Origin of the sequence: Streptococcus sp. 3167 (assembly GCF_013277175.1) — a bacterium.
GTDB classification, from domain to species: domain Bacteria; phylum Bacillota; class Bacilli; order Lactobacillales; family Streptococcaceae; genus Streptococcus; species Streptococcus pseudopneumoniae.
Window position 1 is genome coordinate 1 of the sequence record NZ_VMML01000028.1, and the last position, 16,192, is coordinate 16,192.

At 39.4% G+C, this 16,192-nt stretch carries 17 protein-coding genes; 10 read left to right on the forward strand and 7 right to left on the reverse strand.

The genetic code is table 11. The annotated features are described in order from the left end of the window. The 3 genes from HT678_RS04960 to HT678_RS04970 form a co-directional block, all read right to left on the reverse strand. A partial coding sequence (locus HT678_RS04960) for a hypothetical protein (RefSeq protein WP_032495955.1) occupies positions 1-210 on the reverse strand: 210 nt, incomplete at its 3' end. Continuing rightward, positions 210-1,673, reverse strand: a complete 1,464-nt coding sequence (locus HT678_RS04965; protein WP_000029046.1) for a class I SAM-dependent DNA methyltransferase — start codon at positions 1,671-1,673, stop codon at positions 210-212. The genes HT678_RS04960 and HT678_RS04965, both read right to left, overlap by 1 nt. 12 nt (positions 1,674-1,685) lie before the next feature. Then, positions 1,686-4,019, reverse strand: coding sequence for a DEAD/DEAH box helicase family protein (locus HT678_RS04970; protein ID WP_000229094.1), 2,334 nt, complete (start codon positions 4,017-4,019; stop codon positions 1,686-1,688). A gap of 607 nt (positions 4,020-4,626) precedes the next feature. On the opposite strand from HT678_RS04970, the gene HT678_RS04975 reads away from it, so the two are divergent. The 6 genes from HT678_RS04975 to dnaJ all read left to right on the forward strand — a co-directional run bounded on the left by HT678_RS04975 (position 4,627) and on the right by dnaJ (position 10,896). Then, positions 4,627-5,160: a DUF2812 domain-containing protein gene (locus HT678_RS04975; RefSeq protein WP_001088699.1), complete on the forward strand. Its 534-nt coding sequence runs from the start codon at positions 4,627-4,629 to the stop codon at positions 5,158-5,160. Positions 5,161-5,299: 139 nt separating this feature from the next. After that, complete coding sequence (hrcA, locus tag HT678_RS04980) at positions 5,300-6,334, forward strand: heat-inducible transcriptional repressor HrcA (RefSeq protein WP_000255739.1); 1,035 nt, start codon at positions 5,300-5,302, stop codon at positions 6,332-6,334. A gap of 26 nt (positions 6,335-6,360) precedes the next feature. Next, a complete protein-coding gene (gene grpE, locus HT678_RS04985) occupies positions 6,361-6,885 on the forward strand; it encodes a nucleotide exchange factor GrpE (RefSeq protein ID WP_000046032.1) in 525 nt (174 codons plus the stop codon). 366 nt (positions 6,886-7,251) lie between these two features. After that, positions 7,252-9,075 (forward strand): molecular chaperone DnaK, encoded by a 1,824-nt coding sequence (gene dnaK / locus HT678_RS04990; RefSeq protein WP_000034669.1) that lies wholly within the window; start codon positions 7,252-7,254, stop codon positions 9,073-9,075. A 1-nt stretch (position 9,076) separates the two neighbouring features. Then, the gene (locus HT678_RS04995) at positions 9,077-9,478 is read left to right on the forward strand and encodes a hypothetical protein (protein ID WP_000114360.1); all 402 of its coding nucleotides are present in this window, start codon (positions 9,077-9,079) and stop codon (positions 9,476-9,478) included. A gap of 278 nt (positions 9,479-9,756) precedes the next feature. Next, positions 9,757-10,896 carry a molecular chaperone DnaJ gene (dnaJ, locus tag HT678_RS05000; protein WP_172924644.1) on the forward strand — a complete coding sequence of 380 codons (1,140 nt, stop codon included), beginning with the start codon at positions 9,757-9,759 and terminating at the stop codon, positions 10,894-10,896. Positions 10,897-11,533: 637 nt separating this feature from the next. On the opposite strand, the gene HT678_RS05005 is transcribed toward dnaJ, so the two are convergent. Next, positions 11,534-11,821 carry a hypothetical protein gene (locus HT678_RS05005; RefSeq protein ID WP_000777749.1) on the reverse strand — a complete coding sequence of 96 codons (288 nt, stop codon included), beginning with the start codon at positions 11,819-11,821 and terminating at the stop codon, positions 11,534-11,536. Between the two features lie 9 nt (positions 11,822-11,830). Beyond that, on the reverse strand, positions 11,831-12,241 hold the full coding sequence (locus HT678_RS05010) for an HIT family protein (protein WP_001278321.1): 411 nt from the start codon (positions 12,239-12,241) through the stop codon (positions 11,831-11,833). 67 nt (positions 12,242-12,308) lie between these two features. Here HT678_RS05010 and HT678_RS05015 point away from each other — a divergent pair, with 67 nt between their 5' ends. Then, positions 12,309-13,040 carry an ABC transporter ATP-binding protein gene (locus tag HT678_RS05015; RefSeq protein WP_000889950.1) on the forward strand — a complete coding sequence of 244 codons (732 nt, stop codon included), beginning with the start codon at positions 12,309-12,311 and terminating at the stop codon, positions 13,038-13,040. Then, positions 13,037-14,086 carry an ABC transporter permease gene (locus HT678_RS05020; RefSeq protein ID WP_000653756.1) on the forward strand — a complete coding sequence of 350 codons (1,050 nt, stop codon included), beginning with the start codon at positions 13,037-13,039 and terminating at the stop codon, positions 14,084-14,086. The genes HT678_RS05015 and HT678_RS05020 overlap by 4 nt, the downstream gene beginning before the upstream one ends. A 61-nt stretch (positions 14,087-14,147) precedes the next feature. Here the strand turns inward: HT678_RS05020 and HT678_RS05025 are convergent, their stop codons facing one another. Together HT678_RS05025 and HT678_RS05030 are read right to left on the reverse strand one after the other, a co-directional pair. Further along, on the reverse strand, positions 14,148-14,471 hold the full coding sequence (locus tag HT678_RS05025; RefSeq protein ID WP_000131861.1) for a hypothetical protein: 324 nt from the start codon (positions 14,469-14,471) through the stop codon (positions 14,148-14,150). Positions 14,472-14,499: 28 nt separating this feature from the next. Continuing rightward, positions 14,500-14,751: a hypothetical protein gene (locus HT678_RS05030; protein ID WP_001130045.1), complete on the reverse strand. Its 252-nt coding sequence runs from the start codon at positions 14,749-14,751 to the stop codon at positions 14,500-14,502. A 358-nt stretch (positions 14,752-15,109) separates the two neighbouring features. Between HT678_RS05030 and HT678_RS05035 the strand changes: the two genes are divergently transcribed. Together HT678_RS05035 and HT678_RS05040 are read left to right on the forward strand one after the other, a co-directional pair. Next, positions 15,110-15,448 carry a LytTR family DNA-binding domain-containing protein gene (locus HT678_RS05035; RefSeq protein ID WP_000682128.1) on the forward strand — a complete coding sequence of 113 codons (339 nt, stop codon included), beginning with the start codon at positions 15,110-15,112 and terminating at the stop codon, positions 15,446-15,448. Positions 15,449-15,452: 4 nt separating this feature from the next. After that, positions 15,453-16,190: a LytTR family DNA-binding domain-containing protein gene (locus tag HT678_RS05040; RefSeq protein WP_001219132.1), complete on the forward strand. Its 738-nt coding sequence runs from the start codon at positions 15,453-15,455 to the stop codon at positions 16,188-16,190. Positions 16,191-16,192: the final 2 nt, after the last annotated feature.

The window sequence follows — 16,192 nt, forward strand, 5'->3', positions numbered from 1 at the left end:
AAACTTCCCATAATGTTTCCCATCATCACCACGAAATATCTCAGTTTCCTTTTTATCTCGTTTGATTTTTCCTTCACTGATAAGTTTTTCTTTTTCAGCTTTAATTCTCTTTAATAATTCACTTGCAGGTTCGTCATTGGGATTTTGCGGCACTAATTTCCCTTCCATCGCTCTTTGGAGAATACTTGCTTTAAGTTGTTCTGGTGTCATTATTTGTCCTCCAACAACTGCAAAATATCAGCTAATACATTATCAATCTTATGATTTAAAGTTGCTCTTTCCGCTTGATAATTCTGAATCAACTCAAAGGGATTTAAGATTTCCTCTTCCTCTTTTGGAAAGCCACACTGGTCTAAATTATAATTCAACTCAGCCAATTCACTAGGTGTAAATGATTTAGATTTGTAGAACTTACCTTCCAAAATCTCTTCACGATTTTCCCACCAGTCACGAACAGGATTGAAGTGTTCTGACTTCATCGGCTTAGTTTTCGAGAAATTTTTATAACCATCTGGCATATCTAAACGATAAAACCAAGTTTCTTCTGTTTTCTTTGTTTTATCAAAGAAAAGAATGTTCGTATGGATTCCTGTATACGGTGCAAAGACACTATGAGGCAACCTAATAATCGTATGTAAGTTGAACTCATCTACCAGTTTTTGTTTCAAGCGAGTTTTTACACCTTCACCAAATAGAAAACCATCAGGTAAAATAACTCCAACACGACCATTTTCTTTCAAACGATACATAATGACAGCCATAAATAAATCAGCTGTTTCAGAACTCCGTAATTCTGCTGGAAAGTTATTTTTTATTGTTTCTAATTCTGACCCTCCAAAAGGTGGATTCATCATAATAATGTCAAATTTTTCATCATCCGTATATTCACGAACATTTTTCTCCAAAGTATTTCCATGAACAATTTTAGGGTCATCAATTTCGTGAAGAAACAGATTTGTAACTGCTAAAAGATGAGGAAATGCTTTCTTTTCAATACCAAAAACAGCTGTATTATATTTTTTGGTATCTTCACTAGTTTTACGTTGACTACTTAAACGGTTCAGAGTCGAAGTCAAGAAGCCTCCTGTTCCGCAAGCAAGGTCTGCCATTGATTCTCCAAGTTTTGGGTCAAGAACTTCGGCAATAAAATCAGTCGCTGCACGTGGCGTATAAAATTCTCCTGAGTTCCCAGCATTTTGAATATCTTTAAGAATTTTTTCGTAAATATCATTAAACGAATGACGATCTTCAGGGCTATTGAAATCAACTTCATCAATAACATTGATGACTTGGCGTAACAAGACGCCATTTTTCATATAGTTGTTCGCATCTTCAAAAGCTGATTTAACAATCGTTTTTCGAATAGGCATATTTGAAGTTATTTCAAGCTCTTTCAACTCTTTGAATAACTTGTTATTGACAAAATCAAGTAATTCATCGCCTGTCAATACCCGTTCCCCATTTTGAGCATGAGCCCAATTTCGCCATTTTAATTCCTCTGGGATAATTGACTCATACTCGTCTTCTTCTAATTCCCAAACCATTTCACGGCTATCATAAATTTTTAAGAATAATAACCAAGACATTTGCTCAATACGTTGAGCATCACCATTAACACCAGCATCGTTTCGAGTGATATCTTGAATTCTTTTTACAAATGATGTAATTGACATACTTTCCTTTCATTAAGCTACTGTAAATAGCTCTTGCTCCAATTCTTTAATTGCTTGTAAATATCGTTTTTTATCTCCAAAATAAGTATTGATGATTTTGAAGGTTCCACCATATATCTGAAATTCTGGAAGTTTTAATGTTTCAATGCTTTCGAGTTCTCCAATACCTTTATCCATGTATTTGTTCAGTAAAATTTCCAAAACAGCACGCGCTTCCTCACTATATTTATATAAATATCCGCTTTGTTTGAGCTTATTGATACGTTCCGTTTTGGTTAATTCTTTTTGACCATAGGCAAGTTTTAGGAGTAAATCAAAATCATCGATTTCTTGTTCTGATATTCCCTCCGACTCTCGAATAGCATCTAGATAAACTCCTTTTTTATAAAGTTCGTCTAAGATAAGCTTCTTTTTATCCGCCGTATGCCAAACTGTGATAAAATCGTTCAAAGTGGCGTAGCTACCTAAGATATTCTTCCGAGTGTAGTCGGTCAGGCTTTCGGTAATCAGTTTCCCGTTTTCATCCAATACTTGAACAGTAGAATTAAGAATGGTAACCTGCTTGTCTGTAACGATATATTTTTCTACTGGGTCACCACCTTCGTTTACAAAACCAGGTGTAGTACCATTGTTTGTTTTTGCGCCCGTTTCCAGAACCTTCACTGGTTCACCATCAAAATCAGGGTCAGCAAACAAATTGGTAACATTTCGAAAATCAATAATCGTAAAAAATTCTTTCCCCTTTTGAGGATAAAGACGTGTGCCACGACCAATAATTTGTTTAAATTCAGTCATGGATTGGATATTAGAGTCTAAAACAATCAAACGACATGTTTTAGCATTAACTCCTGTCGTTAATAATTTAGACGTTGTTACAATAGCGGGAAAATTAGAATTGACATCCATAAAGTTATCCAGTTGAGCTTTTCCTTCAGCGTTGTCACCAGTTACTTGCATGACATAACGATAGTCTTCTTGGACTAAGTCTAGATTCTCTTTTACAAGTGCAGCACGCATTCGCTCGGCATGGTCAATATCAACACAAAAAACAATTGTTTTATCAAATCGTGCATTGCTTTGCTTCATATAATCAGAAACAAACTTGGCAACTCTTTGCGTTCTATCATCAATGACAATGGTTTTATCAAAATCTTTCCTGCTGTAGTACCTATCTTCTATTAATTGTTCGTTAGCATCAACTTTTCCAGTTTCTGGACGATAACCATCCACATCCACATCTAAATTAACCCTCATAACACGATATGGAGCCAAAAAACCATCCTCTATTCCCTGTTTTAAACTATAAGTATAGATTGGCTCACCAAAGTATTCCGTATTGGAAGCATTCTTGGTTTCTTTAGGAGTAGCGGTCATCCCAATCTGTGTCGCAGAACTGAAATAATCAATCACCTTACGCCAGTTACTGTCTTCCTTAGCTGAACCACGGTGCGCTTCATCAATTACGATTAAATCAAAGAAGTCTTTGTCAAATTTTTGATAATGTGTCTCAGTTCCATCTTCACCAGTTAGTTGCTGATAAAGCCCTAGATAAATTTCAAAAGAATTTAATTTTTCAGGAGCAGTCAAAAGTTTTGGTGTAATTTTCGTCATTACCTTTTCGAATGGTCTAAAGTCTTCAGCCATCGTTTGGTCTACTAAGATGTTTCTATCTGCTAAGAATAAAACTCGTTTAGCCAAACCAGCTTTTCGAAGGCGATGAATAATTTGAAAAGCCATGAACGTTTTCCCCGTTCCTGTTGCCATCACAAACATTACTCGTTTTTGTCCTCTGGCAACTGTTTCAATAGTACGGTTGATAGCTATTTGCTGATAATAGCGTGGCGTTTTCATTGAGAAGGCGTCTGTATAGTATGGAGTTGAGATAGCTTCTGTAATTTCGTACGTCAATCCTTTTTCCTTCGTCATACGAGAAAATAATTCTTCACGAGTAGGGAATTCGTCTAACTCCAGCTCACGTTCTTCTCTCGTGATACGGTCGTGTTCAATAAAGCCATCACCATTCGAAGAATAAACAAATGGAACATCTAAAATCTCTCCGTATTCAATAGCTTGTTGTAATCCTGCTCGAACGCTGTGTTTATTATCCTTTGCCTCAACAATTGCAATTCGAGTTCCAAATTGGTAATACAGTGAATAGTCTGATTTTTTTCCTTCTTTACGGCGAGCCTTATCTCCTCTAACCTCAATTCGACCATCAGTGAAGTATTCTTCGTAAGCGATATGCTCACCATTTTTCCATCCTTTGGATACAATAGCAGGAGTGATGAAATTTGCTTTAATATCCTCCTCACTCATTTCTTTCTTAGACTTTATAAACTCAACCATATTGAACCCTCCGCATTCTAAAAATCTACTTCTCCATAAAATAAACTATCAGAACAAATTATACTTCTATTATATCACACTTATAAAAATACTCTGCTAAATTGTTGAAAATAAGTATGCAATATACTTTCGCATCGCGTCAGATTATCTCCGCATAACACCGCTATTTTCCGCTGTTTTCGGCAGGCGACTTATTATCATTCTATAAGCACTTTCAGTCGGGCTGGTGAGATATTTTTCAAAAATAAATAATCACATTTAAACATTTTGAAAGTATAAAATATCTACATCAGCCGTTCAAAAACTGGCGTAAATTTTGCTATAATATTTTCGTTTAAATAAAGATTTTTTTATGCCAAAAGGATTTTAACAATGCGGATGCTTCCTATTTTGCTTCTCTTTTTAGCTCTACTACCGTTTTTCTCAAAGTTTGTCACTGGAGGTAGTTCTTTCAGTTGGGAAGTGTTTTTGATTTTCATAATAGATTGGGTTTTATTGATAGTTTTTGCGATTCAGATTTCTTATATTTTTTGGAGATTGAGTCAAAAGTGGAAAGAATTATCTAATAAATAACGCTAGGCATGTTGTCTAATTTTGGGGTAAGACAATGAATAGCAGAGTAGAATTTCGGATTTTCACCATTGTTGATTTGGACAAGAAAGAAGAATATTTACATGAGATGCATTTGAAAGGTTGGAGGTATAGAACTAGTCGTTTTGGTTTGTTCTATCTTGACCAATGTCAACCAGACGATGTCATCTACCGTATCTATGATTCTAGATTTCTTAAAAAATATAAGCATGAACTGCAAGATTTTAGAAATAGAGGTTGGGAATTGATAGGAGCAGGTTTTTGTTCGATTCTTCGTAAATCGGCTTCTGATATACTTTCAGAGGATCAAGTCTATATGAGTAATAATCTCAGGTGGGAAGTTATGCGATATAGACTTCGTTCATGTGCAGCTACTTTCTTAGGAGGTTTTGTTGTTTGTATGAGTTTGTTTCGAGAAGAACTGTCGCAATCTTTCTTTGTTATTTTTGCTCTATATGCCTTTATGATTTCTTATCTAATCTATGGTTATTTCAGACTAAAAAGTAAATACCGAGTAGATGGAAGGCAGGGTTCTAGGTCTTCAGACTGATTTTTAGCACTCTTGATAAAAGAGTGCTAATTTTTTGAATTTTTATCTTGACATTCTCTTCTAAGGGTGTATAATAGAATCATAAGTTAGCACTTGAATGTATCGAGTGCTAATTTATCAGACAGAGAGGAGTGATGAGATGGTTACAGAGCGTCAGCAGGATATTTTAAATCTGATTATTGACATCTTTACCAAAACGCACGAACCTGTCGGATCCAAAGCCTTGCAAGAGTCTATTAACTCTAGCAGTGCAACCATTCGTAATGACATGGCGGCTCTAGAAAAGCAAGGTTTGCTTGAAAAGGCTCATACTTCAAGCGGTCGGATGCCAAGTATTGCTGGTTTTCAGTACTATGTAAAACACTCACTGGATTTTGATCAACTGGCTGAAAATGAGGTATATGAGATTGTCAAAGCCTTTGATCAGGAATTCTTCAAACTGGAGGATATTCTGCAAGAAGCTGCTAATCTACTGACAGACCTGAGTGGCTGTACGGTAGTGGCACTGGATGTTGAGCCGAGCAGGCAACGTTTGACAGCCTTTGATATCGTTGTTTTGGGGCAACATACAGCCTTGGCAGTATTCACCCTAGACGAGTCGCGAACGGTTACCAGTCAGTTTCTGATTCCAAGGAACTTCTTGCAGGAAGATTTGCTGAAACTGAAGAGCATCATTCAGGAACGTTTCCTCGGTCACACCGTTTTAGATATTCACTACAAGATTCGGACGGAGATTCCGCAGATTATCCAGCGTTACTTTACAACAACGGACAATGTGATCGATCTCTTTGAACATATCTTTAAGGAAATGTTCAACGAAAACATTGTGGTGGCGGGCAAGGTTAATCTCTTGAATTTTGCCAATCTAGCAGTCTATCAGTTCTTTGATCAACCGCAAAAGGTGGCTCTGGAGATTCGTGAGGGGTTGCGTGAAGATCAGATGCAAAACGTCCGTGTTGCAGACAGTCAGGAGTCCTGTCTAGCTGACCTAGCTGTGATTAGTAGCAAGTTCCTCATTCCTTATCGGGGAGTTGGAATTCTAGCCATTATCGGTCCAGTCAATCTGGATTACCAACAGCTAATCAACCAAGTCAATGTGGTCAACCGTGTTTTGACCATGAAGTTGACAGATTTTTACCGCTACCTCAGCAGTAATCATTACGAAGTACATTAAGATTGAAATCATTAAAGGAGGCGAAAATGGCCCAAGATATAAAAAATGAAGAAGTAGAAGAAGTTCAAGAAGAGGAAGTTGTGGAAACAGCTGAAGAAACAACTCCTGAGAAGTCTGAGTTGGACTTGGCGAATGAACGTGCAGATGAGTTCGAAAACAAATACCTTCGCGCTCATGCGGAAATGCAAAATATCCAACGCCGTGCTAATGAAGAGCGTCAAAACATGCAACGTTATCGTAGCCAGGACTTAGCAAAAGCGATTCTCCCTTCTTTGGATAACCTTGAGCGTGCACTCGCGGTTGAAGGATTGACAGACGATGTCAAAAAAGGATTGGAGATGGTGCAAGAAAGCTTGATTCACGCTTTGAAAGAAGAAGGAATCAAAGAAATCGCAGCTGACGGTAAATTTGACCATAACTACCATATGGCCATCCAAACTCTCCCAGCAGACGATGAACACCCGGCAGATACCATCGCCCAAGTTTTCCAAAAAGGCTACAAACTCTATGATCGCATCCTACGCCCAGCCATGGTAGTTGTTTACAACTAGGCAATTCTGACGGTAGCTAAAGCAACTCGTCAGAAAACGGCAATCGCTATGGCGTTTGCCTAGCCTCCTTATTAACTCGTCGTCGAAATAAAATCGATTTCGACTTCTCGTGTCGCAATTTACATAATAGAAAACTTGTCCGAAACGACAATAAACTATGAAGAAAGATAAGAGGCAAGCCGGAGGCTTGCAAGGAAGATATTTCCCGCCGTGGTAAAAGTTTCAGTAGCTTTTGCTACTGAAACAGGGGATTTTTGAGACAATAGGCTCAAAAATAAGTGATGAAATCCCGAAGGGAGTTGCTCACGTCCCCACCACTTAAGGGAAATATAAAAAAAGAAAATTAACTAACAAGGAGAAAAACACATGTCTAAAATTATCGGTATTGACTTAGGTACAACAAACTCAGCAGTAGCAGTTCTTGAAGGAACTGAAAGTAAAATCATCGCAAACCCAGAAGGAAACCGCACAACTCCATCTGTAGTCTCATTCAAAAACGGAGAAATCATTGTTGGTGACGCTGCGAAACGTCAAGCAGTTACAAACCCAGATACAGTTATCTCTATCAAATCTAAAATGGGAACTTCTGAAAAAGTTTCTGCTAATGGAAAAGAATACACTCCACAAGAAATCTCAGCTATGATTCTTCAATACTTGAAAGGATACGCTGAAGACTATCTTGGTGAAAAAGTAACCAAAGCAGTTATCACAGTTCCTGCTTACTTCAACGACGCTCAACGTCAAGCAACAAAAGACGCTGGTAAAATTGCTGGTCTTGAAGTAGAACGTATTGTCAACGAACCAACTGCAGCAGCCCTTGCTTACGGTTTGGACAAGACTGATAAAGAAGAAAAAATCTTGGTATTTGACCTTGGTGGTGGTACATTCGACGTTTCTATCCTTGAATTGGGTGACGGTGTCTTCGACGTATTGTCAACTGCAGGGGACAACAAACTTGGTGGTGATGACTTTGACCAAAAAATCATCGACCACTTGGTAGCAGAATTCAAAAAAGAAAACGGTATTGACTTGTCTACTGACAAGATGGCAATGCAACGTTTGAAAGATGCAGCTGAAAAAGCGAAGAAAGACCTTTCTGGTGTAACTTCAACTCAAATCAGCTTACCATTCATCACTGCAGGCGAGGCTGGACCTCTTCACTTGGAAATGACTTTGACTCGTGCGAAATTTGACGATTTGACTCGTGACCTTGTAGAACGCACAAAGGTTCCAGTTCGTCAAGCCCTTTCAGATGCAGGTTTGAGCTTGTCAGAAATCGACGAAGTTATCCTTGTTGGTGGTTCAACTCGTATCCCAGCCGTTGTTGAAGCTGTTAAGGCTGAAACTGGTAAAGAACCAAACAAATCAGTAAACCCTGATGAAGTTGTGGCTATGGGTGCTGCTATCCAAGGTGGTGTCATCACTGGTGACGTTAAAGACGTTGTCCTTCTTGACGTAACACCATTGTCACTTGGTATTGAAACAATGGGTGGAGTCTTCACAAAACTCATTGACCGCAACACAACAATTCCAACATCTAAATCACAAGTCTTCTCAACTGCAGCAGACAACCAACCAGCCGTTGATATCCACGTTCTTCAAGGTGAACGCCCAATGGCAGCAGATAACAAGACTCTTGGACGTTTCCAATTGACCGATATCCCAGCTGCACCTCGTGGAATTCCTCAAATCGAAGTAACATTTGACATCGACAAGAACGGTATCGTGTCTGTTAAAGCTAAAGACCTTGGAACTCAAAAAGAACAAACTATTGTGATCCAATCTAACTCAGGTTTGACTGACGAAGAAATTGACCGCATGATGAAAGATGCAGAAGCTAACGCTGAAGCAGATAAGAAACGTAAAGAAGAAGTTGACCTTCGTAACGAAGTAGACCAAGCGATCTTTGCGACTGAAAAGACAATCAAGGAAACTGAAGGCAAAGGATTCGACGCAGAACGTGACGCTGCCCAATCTGCCCTTGATGACCTTAAAAAAGCTCAAGAAGACAACAACTTGGACGATATGAAAGCAAAACTTGAAGCATTGAACGAAAAAGCTCAAGGACTTGCTGTTAAACTCTACGAACAAGCAGCAGCAGCGCAACAAGCTCAAGCAGGAGCAGAAGGCACACAAGCAACAGGAAACGCAGGCGATGACGTCGTAGACGGAGAGTTTACTGAAAAGTAAGATGAGTGTATTGGCTGAAGAATATCTAAAAAATACACGAAAAGTTTATAATGATTTCTGTAATAAAGCTGATAGTTATGAGTCTGCAAAAGATTTTATAGATAATATTCCAGCAGTATATTTGGCTAGGTATAAAGCAATTATTTTAGCTGAGCATGAAAGTTGTGTTAAAAATGATGAGGCGGTAAGGAATTTTGTTACTTCAGTATTGTTGTCAGCGCTAGTATCAGCACTAGTATCAGCAACCATACAAAAACCAGAATTTATAATATCGTTTATAATGGGCATGATTTGGGTTGTCGGTGTATTCCTTCTAATCTATTGGAATTTTATAGCAAATACTAAGAAGAGACAAAAATATATAAATATTTCTGTACTTATAGGATATTTAAAATCAAAATAAAGTTAATTTACTTATTTGCAGAGGTTGCAACCCAGCCTCTGTTTTTCGATAAAAAGGGACGGAATATCATTTGTTTGGGTTTTGTCTCATCAATATGAAAGAAAGGAACAAATGTGTTCAGGGAATTGAACACGGGTTCCCAAATTTCTTACTTAATATAACAGAAAGGAATTGAACCCGACCTAAATTCTCGGAAAAAAGATAAATCTGTCTAGGAGCATCGCTCCAGCGTCAGATTTCCTATTTTTCAGTCGAATTTTACGGTCTTGGTATCTTGTATGAACAATACTGAATTTTATGATCGTCTGGGGGTGTCAAAAAACGCTTCGGCAGACGAGATCAAAAAGGCTTATCGTAAGCTTTCGAAAAAATATCACCCAGATATCAATAAGGAGCCTGGTGCTGAGGAAAAGTACAAGGAAGTTCAAGAAGCCTATGAGACTTTGAGTGACGACCAAAAACGGGCTGCCTATGACCAATATGGTGCTGCAGGCGCCAATGGTGGATTTGGAGGCTTCGGTGGTGGAGCTGGCGGTTTCAATGGGGCAGGTGGCTTCGGTGGTTTTGAGGACATTTTCTCAAGTTTCTTCGGCGGAGGCGGTGCTTCACGCAATCCAAATGCTCCTCTCCAAGGGGATGACCTCCAGTATCGTGTGAACTTGACCTTTGAAGAAGCTATTTTTGGAGCTGAAAAAGAAGTTAAATACAACCGTGAAGCAAGCTGTCGTACATGTAATGGCTCAGGTGCTAAGCCAGGAACCAGTCCAGTCACTTGTGGACGCTGTCATGGTGCTGGTGTCATTAACGTCGATACGCAGACTCCGCTTGGTATGATGCGTCGTCAAGTAACCTGTGATGTCTGTCATGGTCGCGGAAAAGAAATCAAAGATCCATGTACAACATGTCACGGAACAGGGCATGAAAAACAAGATCATAGCGTACATGTCAAAATTCCTGCTGGTGTGGAAACTGGTCAACAAATTCGCCTAGCTGGTCAAGGTGAAGCTGGATTTAACGGTGGACCTTATGGTGACTTGTACGTGGTTGTTTCTGTGGAAGCCAGCGATAAGTTTGAACGTGAAGGAACTACTATCTTCTACAATCTCAACCTCAACTTTGTCCAAGCAGCTCTTGGTGACACAGTAGATATTCCAACTGTTCACGGTGATGTTGAATTGGTTGTCCCAGAGGGAACTCAGACTGGTAAGAAATTCCGCCTACGTGGCAAAGGAGCTCCGAGTCTTCGTGGTGGTGCAGTTGGTGACCAATATGTTACCGTTAATGTCGTAACACCAACAGGCTTGAACGATCGTCAAAAAGCAGCCTTGAAAGAATTTGCAGCTGCTGGTGATTTAAAAGTCAATCCAAAGAAAAAGGGCTTCTTTGACCATATTAAAGATGCCTTTGAAGGAGAATAATACTCTTCGAAAATCAAATTCAAACCACGTCAGCGTTGCCTTGCCGTACTCAAGTACAGCCTGCGGCTAGCTTCCTAGTTTGCTCTTTGATTTTCATTGAGTATAAACAAAAAGAGCCGAGTGGCTCTTTTTGTTTATAGATTTTTTAAGACTTTCCTTAAGTAATGACGGACGGTAGCGATCTTCTTCGAAGTTCCATACCTAAACTTTGAGCCTAGGTCTCAAAGTTTCCGGACGAGTCTGAGACAAAAAGATTTTGATTTCAGGAATTCTTTATTATAAATTTTAAAAATCGATAGATTAGATAAAAAAGCGAACAAGACAGAATTCTGAGTGTCAGATAACTCGTTTTGTTCGCTTTTTATATTGAAGATTAGACTTTTATCCCAGACTCGTTTTCAGTACGGCGGAAAATCTTCGATTTAGTTGTGAAATGGTGAATGATACTCTTTAAAAATCTCCTCAAACCACGTCAGCGTCGGCTTGTCTACAACCTCAAAACGGTGTTTTGAGCAGCCTGCGCCTAGCTTTCTAGTTTGCTCTTTGATTTTTATTGAGTATGAGTTGCCTAAATTATGATGTATAGTTGATGGGATATAACTTGTTTACGTTTTAAAAAAGAGCCGACTGGCTCTTTTTACTTATCTTCGATTTCCTGTGTTTCTTTAATCACAGCTAGTCTAGTCTGGATATCCTTTTCCAAGACCTTAAACTTGTAAGTCAGGTCTTCTTGATATTCCTTGATGAGTTCTTTTTGCTGGTCAATGATTTGTAGGCTGTTTTGGATAATATCCACATCGTCCTTGATAGCTTGAACGCGGTCAGTGGTATTCAAGACTTCATCTGTGATGGTTTGGCGATTTTTTGTGAGCAGATAACTTCCAGCTGCAGCTCCTGCAAATAGCAATAGATTGGATAATTTCATGGCAACTCCTTAGGCATTTTTGATGGTTTCAGCGACTTGAGCGAGTTTGTCAAAGTCTGGTTCGTGGGCGATAAAATCAATCTTAAGGTCATCGTCCGCACTGTAGCGAGGTACGAGGTGAACATGGGTATGAAAGACGGTTTGACCTGCGACTTCTTCACAGTTAGCAATGATATTCATACCAGTAGCCTTGGTAGCTTTCATGACTTTTTGAGCTACTTTTGGTACTTGGGCAAAGAGTTGGCTGGCGCTAGTAGCATCCATTTCTAAAAGATTACGATAGTGTTCTTTTGGCACGACCAAGGTGTGTCCTGGTGTCACTTGAGAGATATCAAGAAAGGCAAGAACCTGCTCATCTTCATATACTTTTGAAGCAGGAATTTCCCCTGCGATGATTTTACAAAAAATGCAATCTGACATAAAATCTACCTCTACTGTACTGAATTTTGATATAATATAGCTACATTATACCAGATTTGGAGAAAATATGTTAGAAATTAAAAACCTGACAGGTGGCTATGTTCATGTCCCTGTTTTGAAAGATGTGTCTTTTACTGTTGAAAGTGGGCAGTTGGTCGGTTTGATTGGTCTCAATGGTGCTGGAAAATCGACGACCATCAATGAAATTATCGGTCTGTTGACACCTTATAGTGGCTCCATCAATATCAATGGCCTGACCCTGCAAGAAGATGCGACAAGTTACCGCAAGCAAATTGGCTACATTCCTGAGACACCTAGCTTGTATGAGGAATTGACCCTCAGAGAGCATATCGAAACGGTTGCCATGGCTTATGGTATTGAGCAAGATCTTGCTTTTGATCGAGTAGAACCTTTGTTAAAAATGTTCCGTCTGGACCAGAAATTAGACTGGTTCCCTGTTCATTTTTCAAAAGGGATGAAGCAGAAGGTCATGATTATCTGTGCTTTTGTGGTGGATCCAAGTCTTTTCATCGTGGATGAGCCTTTCCTTGGTCTTGACCCGTTGGCTATTGCGGACTTGATTCAGCTTTTGGAAGTGGAAAAGCAAAAAGGCAAGTCTATTCTCATGAGTACCCACGTGCTGGATTCAGCGGAAAAGATGTGTGATGCTTTTGTCATTCTTCACAAAGGGGAAGTGCGTGCTAAGGGAAATCTCCTGCAACTGCGCGAAGCCTTTAACATGCCTGAGGCTAGTTTGAATGATATTTACTTGGCTCTGACCAAAGAGGAGGACCTATGAAAGACTTGTTTTTAAAGAGAAAGCAGGCTTTTCGTAAGGAGTGTCTTGGTTATCTACGTTATGTTCTCAATGACCACTTTGTCTTGTTCCTGCTTGTCCTGCTGGGCTTTCTAGCCTACCAGTACAGTCAACTCTTGCAAGATTTTCCTGAAAATCATTGGCCCATCCTTTTGTTTGTAGGAATTACCTCTGTTTTACTGTTGCTTTGGGGTGGAATTGCCACCTATATGGAGGCTCCAGACAAGCTCTTTCTCTTAGTTGGAGAAGAGGAAATCAAGCTCCATCTCAAGCGTCAAACTGGCATTTCCCTAGTCTTTTGGCTCTTTGTACAGACCCTTTTCTTGCTTTTATTTGCGCCCTTATTTTTAGCCATGGGTTATGGCTTGCCTGTCTTCCTAATCTATGTGCTTTTGTTTGGGTTAGGTAAATATTTCCTCTTTCGTCAAAAGGCCAGCAAATTTTTCACTGAAACTGGACTGAACTGGGACTATGTCATTTCCCAAGAAAGCAAGCGCAAACAAGTCTTGCTTCGTTTCTTTGCCCTCTTTACGCAGGTAAAGGGAATTTCAAACAGCGTCAAGCGTCGTGCCTATCTGGACTTTATCCTAAAGGTTGTTCAGAAGGTGCCTGGGAAGATTTGGCAAAATCTCTATCTTCGTTCTTATTTGCGAAATGGAGATCTCTTTGCGCTCAGTCTCCGTCTGCTCCTACTTTCCTTGCTGGCGCAGGTCTTTATCGAGCAAGCTTGGATTGCGACAGCAGTGGTAGTTCTCTTTAACTACCTCTTGCTCTTCCAGTTGCTGGCCCTCTATCATGCCTTTGACTACCAGTATTTGACTCAACTCTTTCCACTGGACAAGGGGCAAAAGGAAAAAGGCTTGCAGGCGGTAGTCCGAGGATTGACCAGTTTTGTTTTACTTGTGGAATTAGTTGTCGGGTTGATTACCTTCCAAGAAAAACTAGCCCTTCTAGCCTTGCTGGGTGCAGGTTTGGTTTTACAAGTCTTGTATTTGCCTTATCAGGTAAAACGTCAGATGCAGGACTAACATTGCCTATATGACACTAAAAAAGAAGTTGAGTTCAGTTTGCCTCAACTTCTTTTATTTTCTACAAGATAATGGTTGGCCCGTAGAGGCTCAACTTGGTCTTGACTTGGTCAAAGTGGAAGCGGTCATAGGCCCGCCAAGCGGCACGAGTAGGAGCATCTGGATCGAGAGCGCTGAGTCCCATGAGAAGACTGGAAGTCTGGTAAAATTTTTCCAGTTCAATCAAGACTCGATTATCCACTGTCTCAGCCTTTGCTAGAAAGCCAAGAATAGAGTTTAATTGCTCCTGAAAGCGGACGTCGTCAGCGGTTGCCTGTCTGCATGCTTGGTAGGCTTTGTTTAAGTCAGTTATCAGTGCCTGAGCAGTTTTAATTGGGTCTGTCATTTACGTGACCTCCTATATAATTTATGTTTTAAGGTAAGGGATTGTGTAAATCTCCTAGTGAGGCACCTATATTATTAGCAACATTGCCAACTATGTTGCCCCAATCAATGATACATTTACCATTATCAAGATTAGCTTTATTATATGAATATCCATTTCTACATAGTACATTATCGCTAATCATATGAAACGGAGAATACCATCCATATGGAATACTACCGCCATTTATATGAGAAAGTTCGATTGATGTTAATTGTTTTGTTTTATTTGACTTGGCCATAATTTTCTCCTTGTTATATTTACGTCAATTGCAATAGAGTATATTTATAGGGTGTTAATCATGGTGGATGTGAATAAATCATATGCACCCCTCCTTTTTTGATGATTTTTAAAGTTGTTGCAAACATAGTCTTTCTATAATCATAGTCTATCACTTTTATCTCCTTTTTCACCATCAAATCTTTAATTGTCCTTGAAATTTCCTGAATGGTACTGTTAAGATTTTATGATAAAATAGTTGTAAGCTCATCATGATGTTGTAGAAAAATAGTCCTTTTAGGAGTTTTCAAAGACTGTTTAGGATTGGGTGCGCTTGTGTGAGAACTTTTCTGTTATTCTTTTCTTAGGAGGAGAATCCAATGAAACATATGATTATTCAGACACAGAAAACAGTTTATAAAGTAAACATCGACGATGTCTACTATATCCAAACACATCCAACTAAAGCCCATACTGTACAGATTGTTACAGAAGAAGCTAGTTTTAATATGGTTCAAAATTTAAGTGATCTTGAGAACCAATATGGGAAAACCTTGATGAGATGTCATCGAAATTGTTTGGTCAATCTTGATAAAGTGAAATCGATTGATTTTCAAGAAAGAATCCTTTTTCTCGGAGAAGAAGGTCAATACGCTGTCAAGTATGCCAGACGTCGCTATAGAGAAATTCGTCAAAAATGGTTGAAAGAAGGAGAGTAGGAAGATGAGAATATTTGTTTTGGAAGATGATTTTTCCCAACAGACTAGGATTGAAACGACGATTGAGAAACTTTTGAAAGAACATCATATCATTCCCAGCTCTTTTGAGGTCTTTGGTAAGCCAGACCAGCTACTGGCAGAGGTGCATGAGAAGGGCGCACATCAGCTATTCTTTTTGGATATTGAGATTCGAAACGAGGAGATGAAGGGGCTAGAAGTGGCTAGAAAGATTCGAGATCGGGATCCATATGCCCTGATCGTCTTTGTGACGACTCACTCGGAGTTTATGCCCCTGTCCTTTCGCTACCAAGTGTCTGCTTTGGACTATATTGATAAGGCCCTTTCGGCAGAGAAGTTTGAATCTCGTATCGAGACAGCCCTCCTCTATGCCAATGGTCAAGACAGTAAAAGTCTGGCGGAAGATTGCTTTTATTTTAAATCAAAATTTGCTCAATTCCAGTATCCTTTTAAAGAGGTTTACTATCTCGAAACGTCCCCAAAATCTCATCATGTTATTCTCTATACCGAGACGGACAGACTGGAATTTACAGCGAGTTTAGAGGAGATTCTCAAGCAGGAGCCTCGTCTCCTGCAGTGCCATCGCTCTTTTCTTATCAATCCAGCAAATGTGGTGCATTTAGATAAGAAAGAAAAACTGCTTTTCTTTCCCAATGGTGGAAGCTGTCTAATCGCGCGTTATAAGGTCAGGAAAGTGTCTGAAGCTATCAATAACTTACACTGATT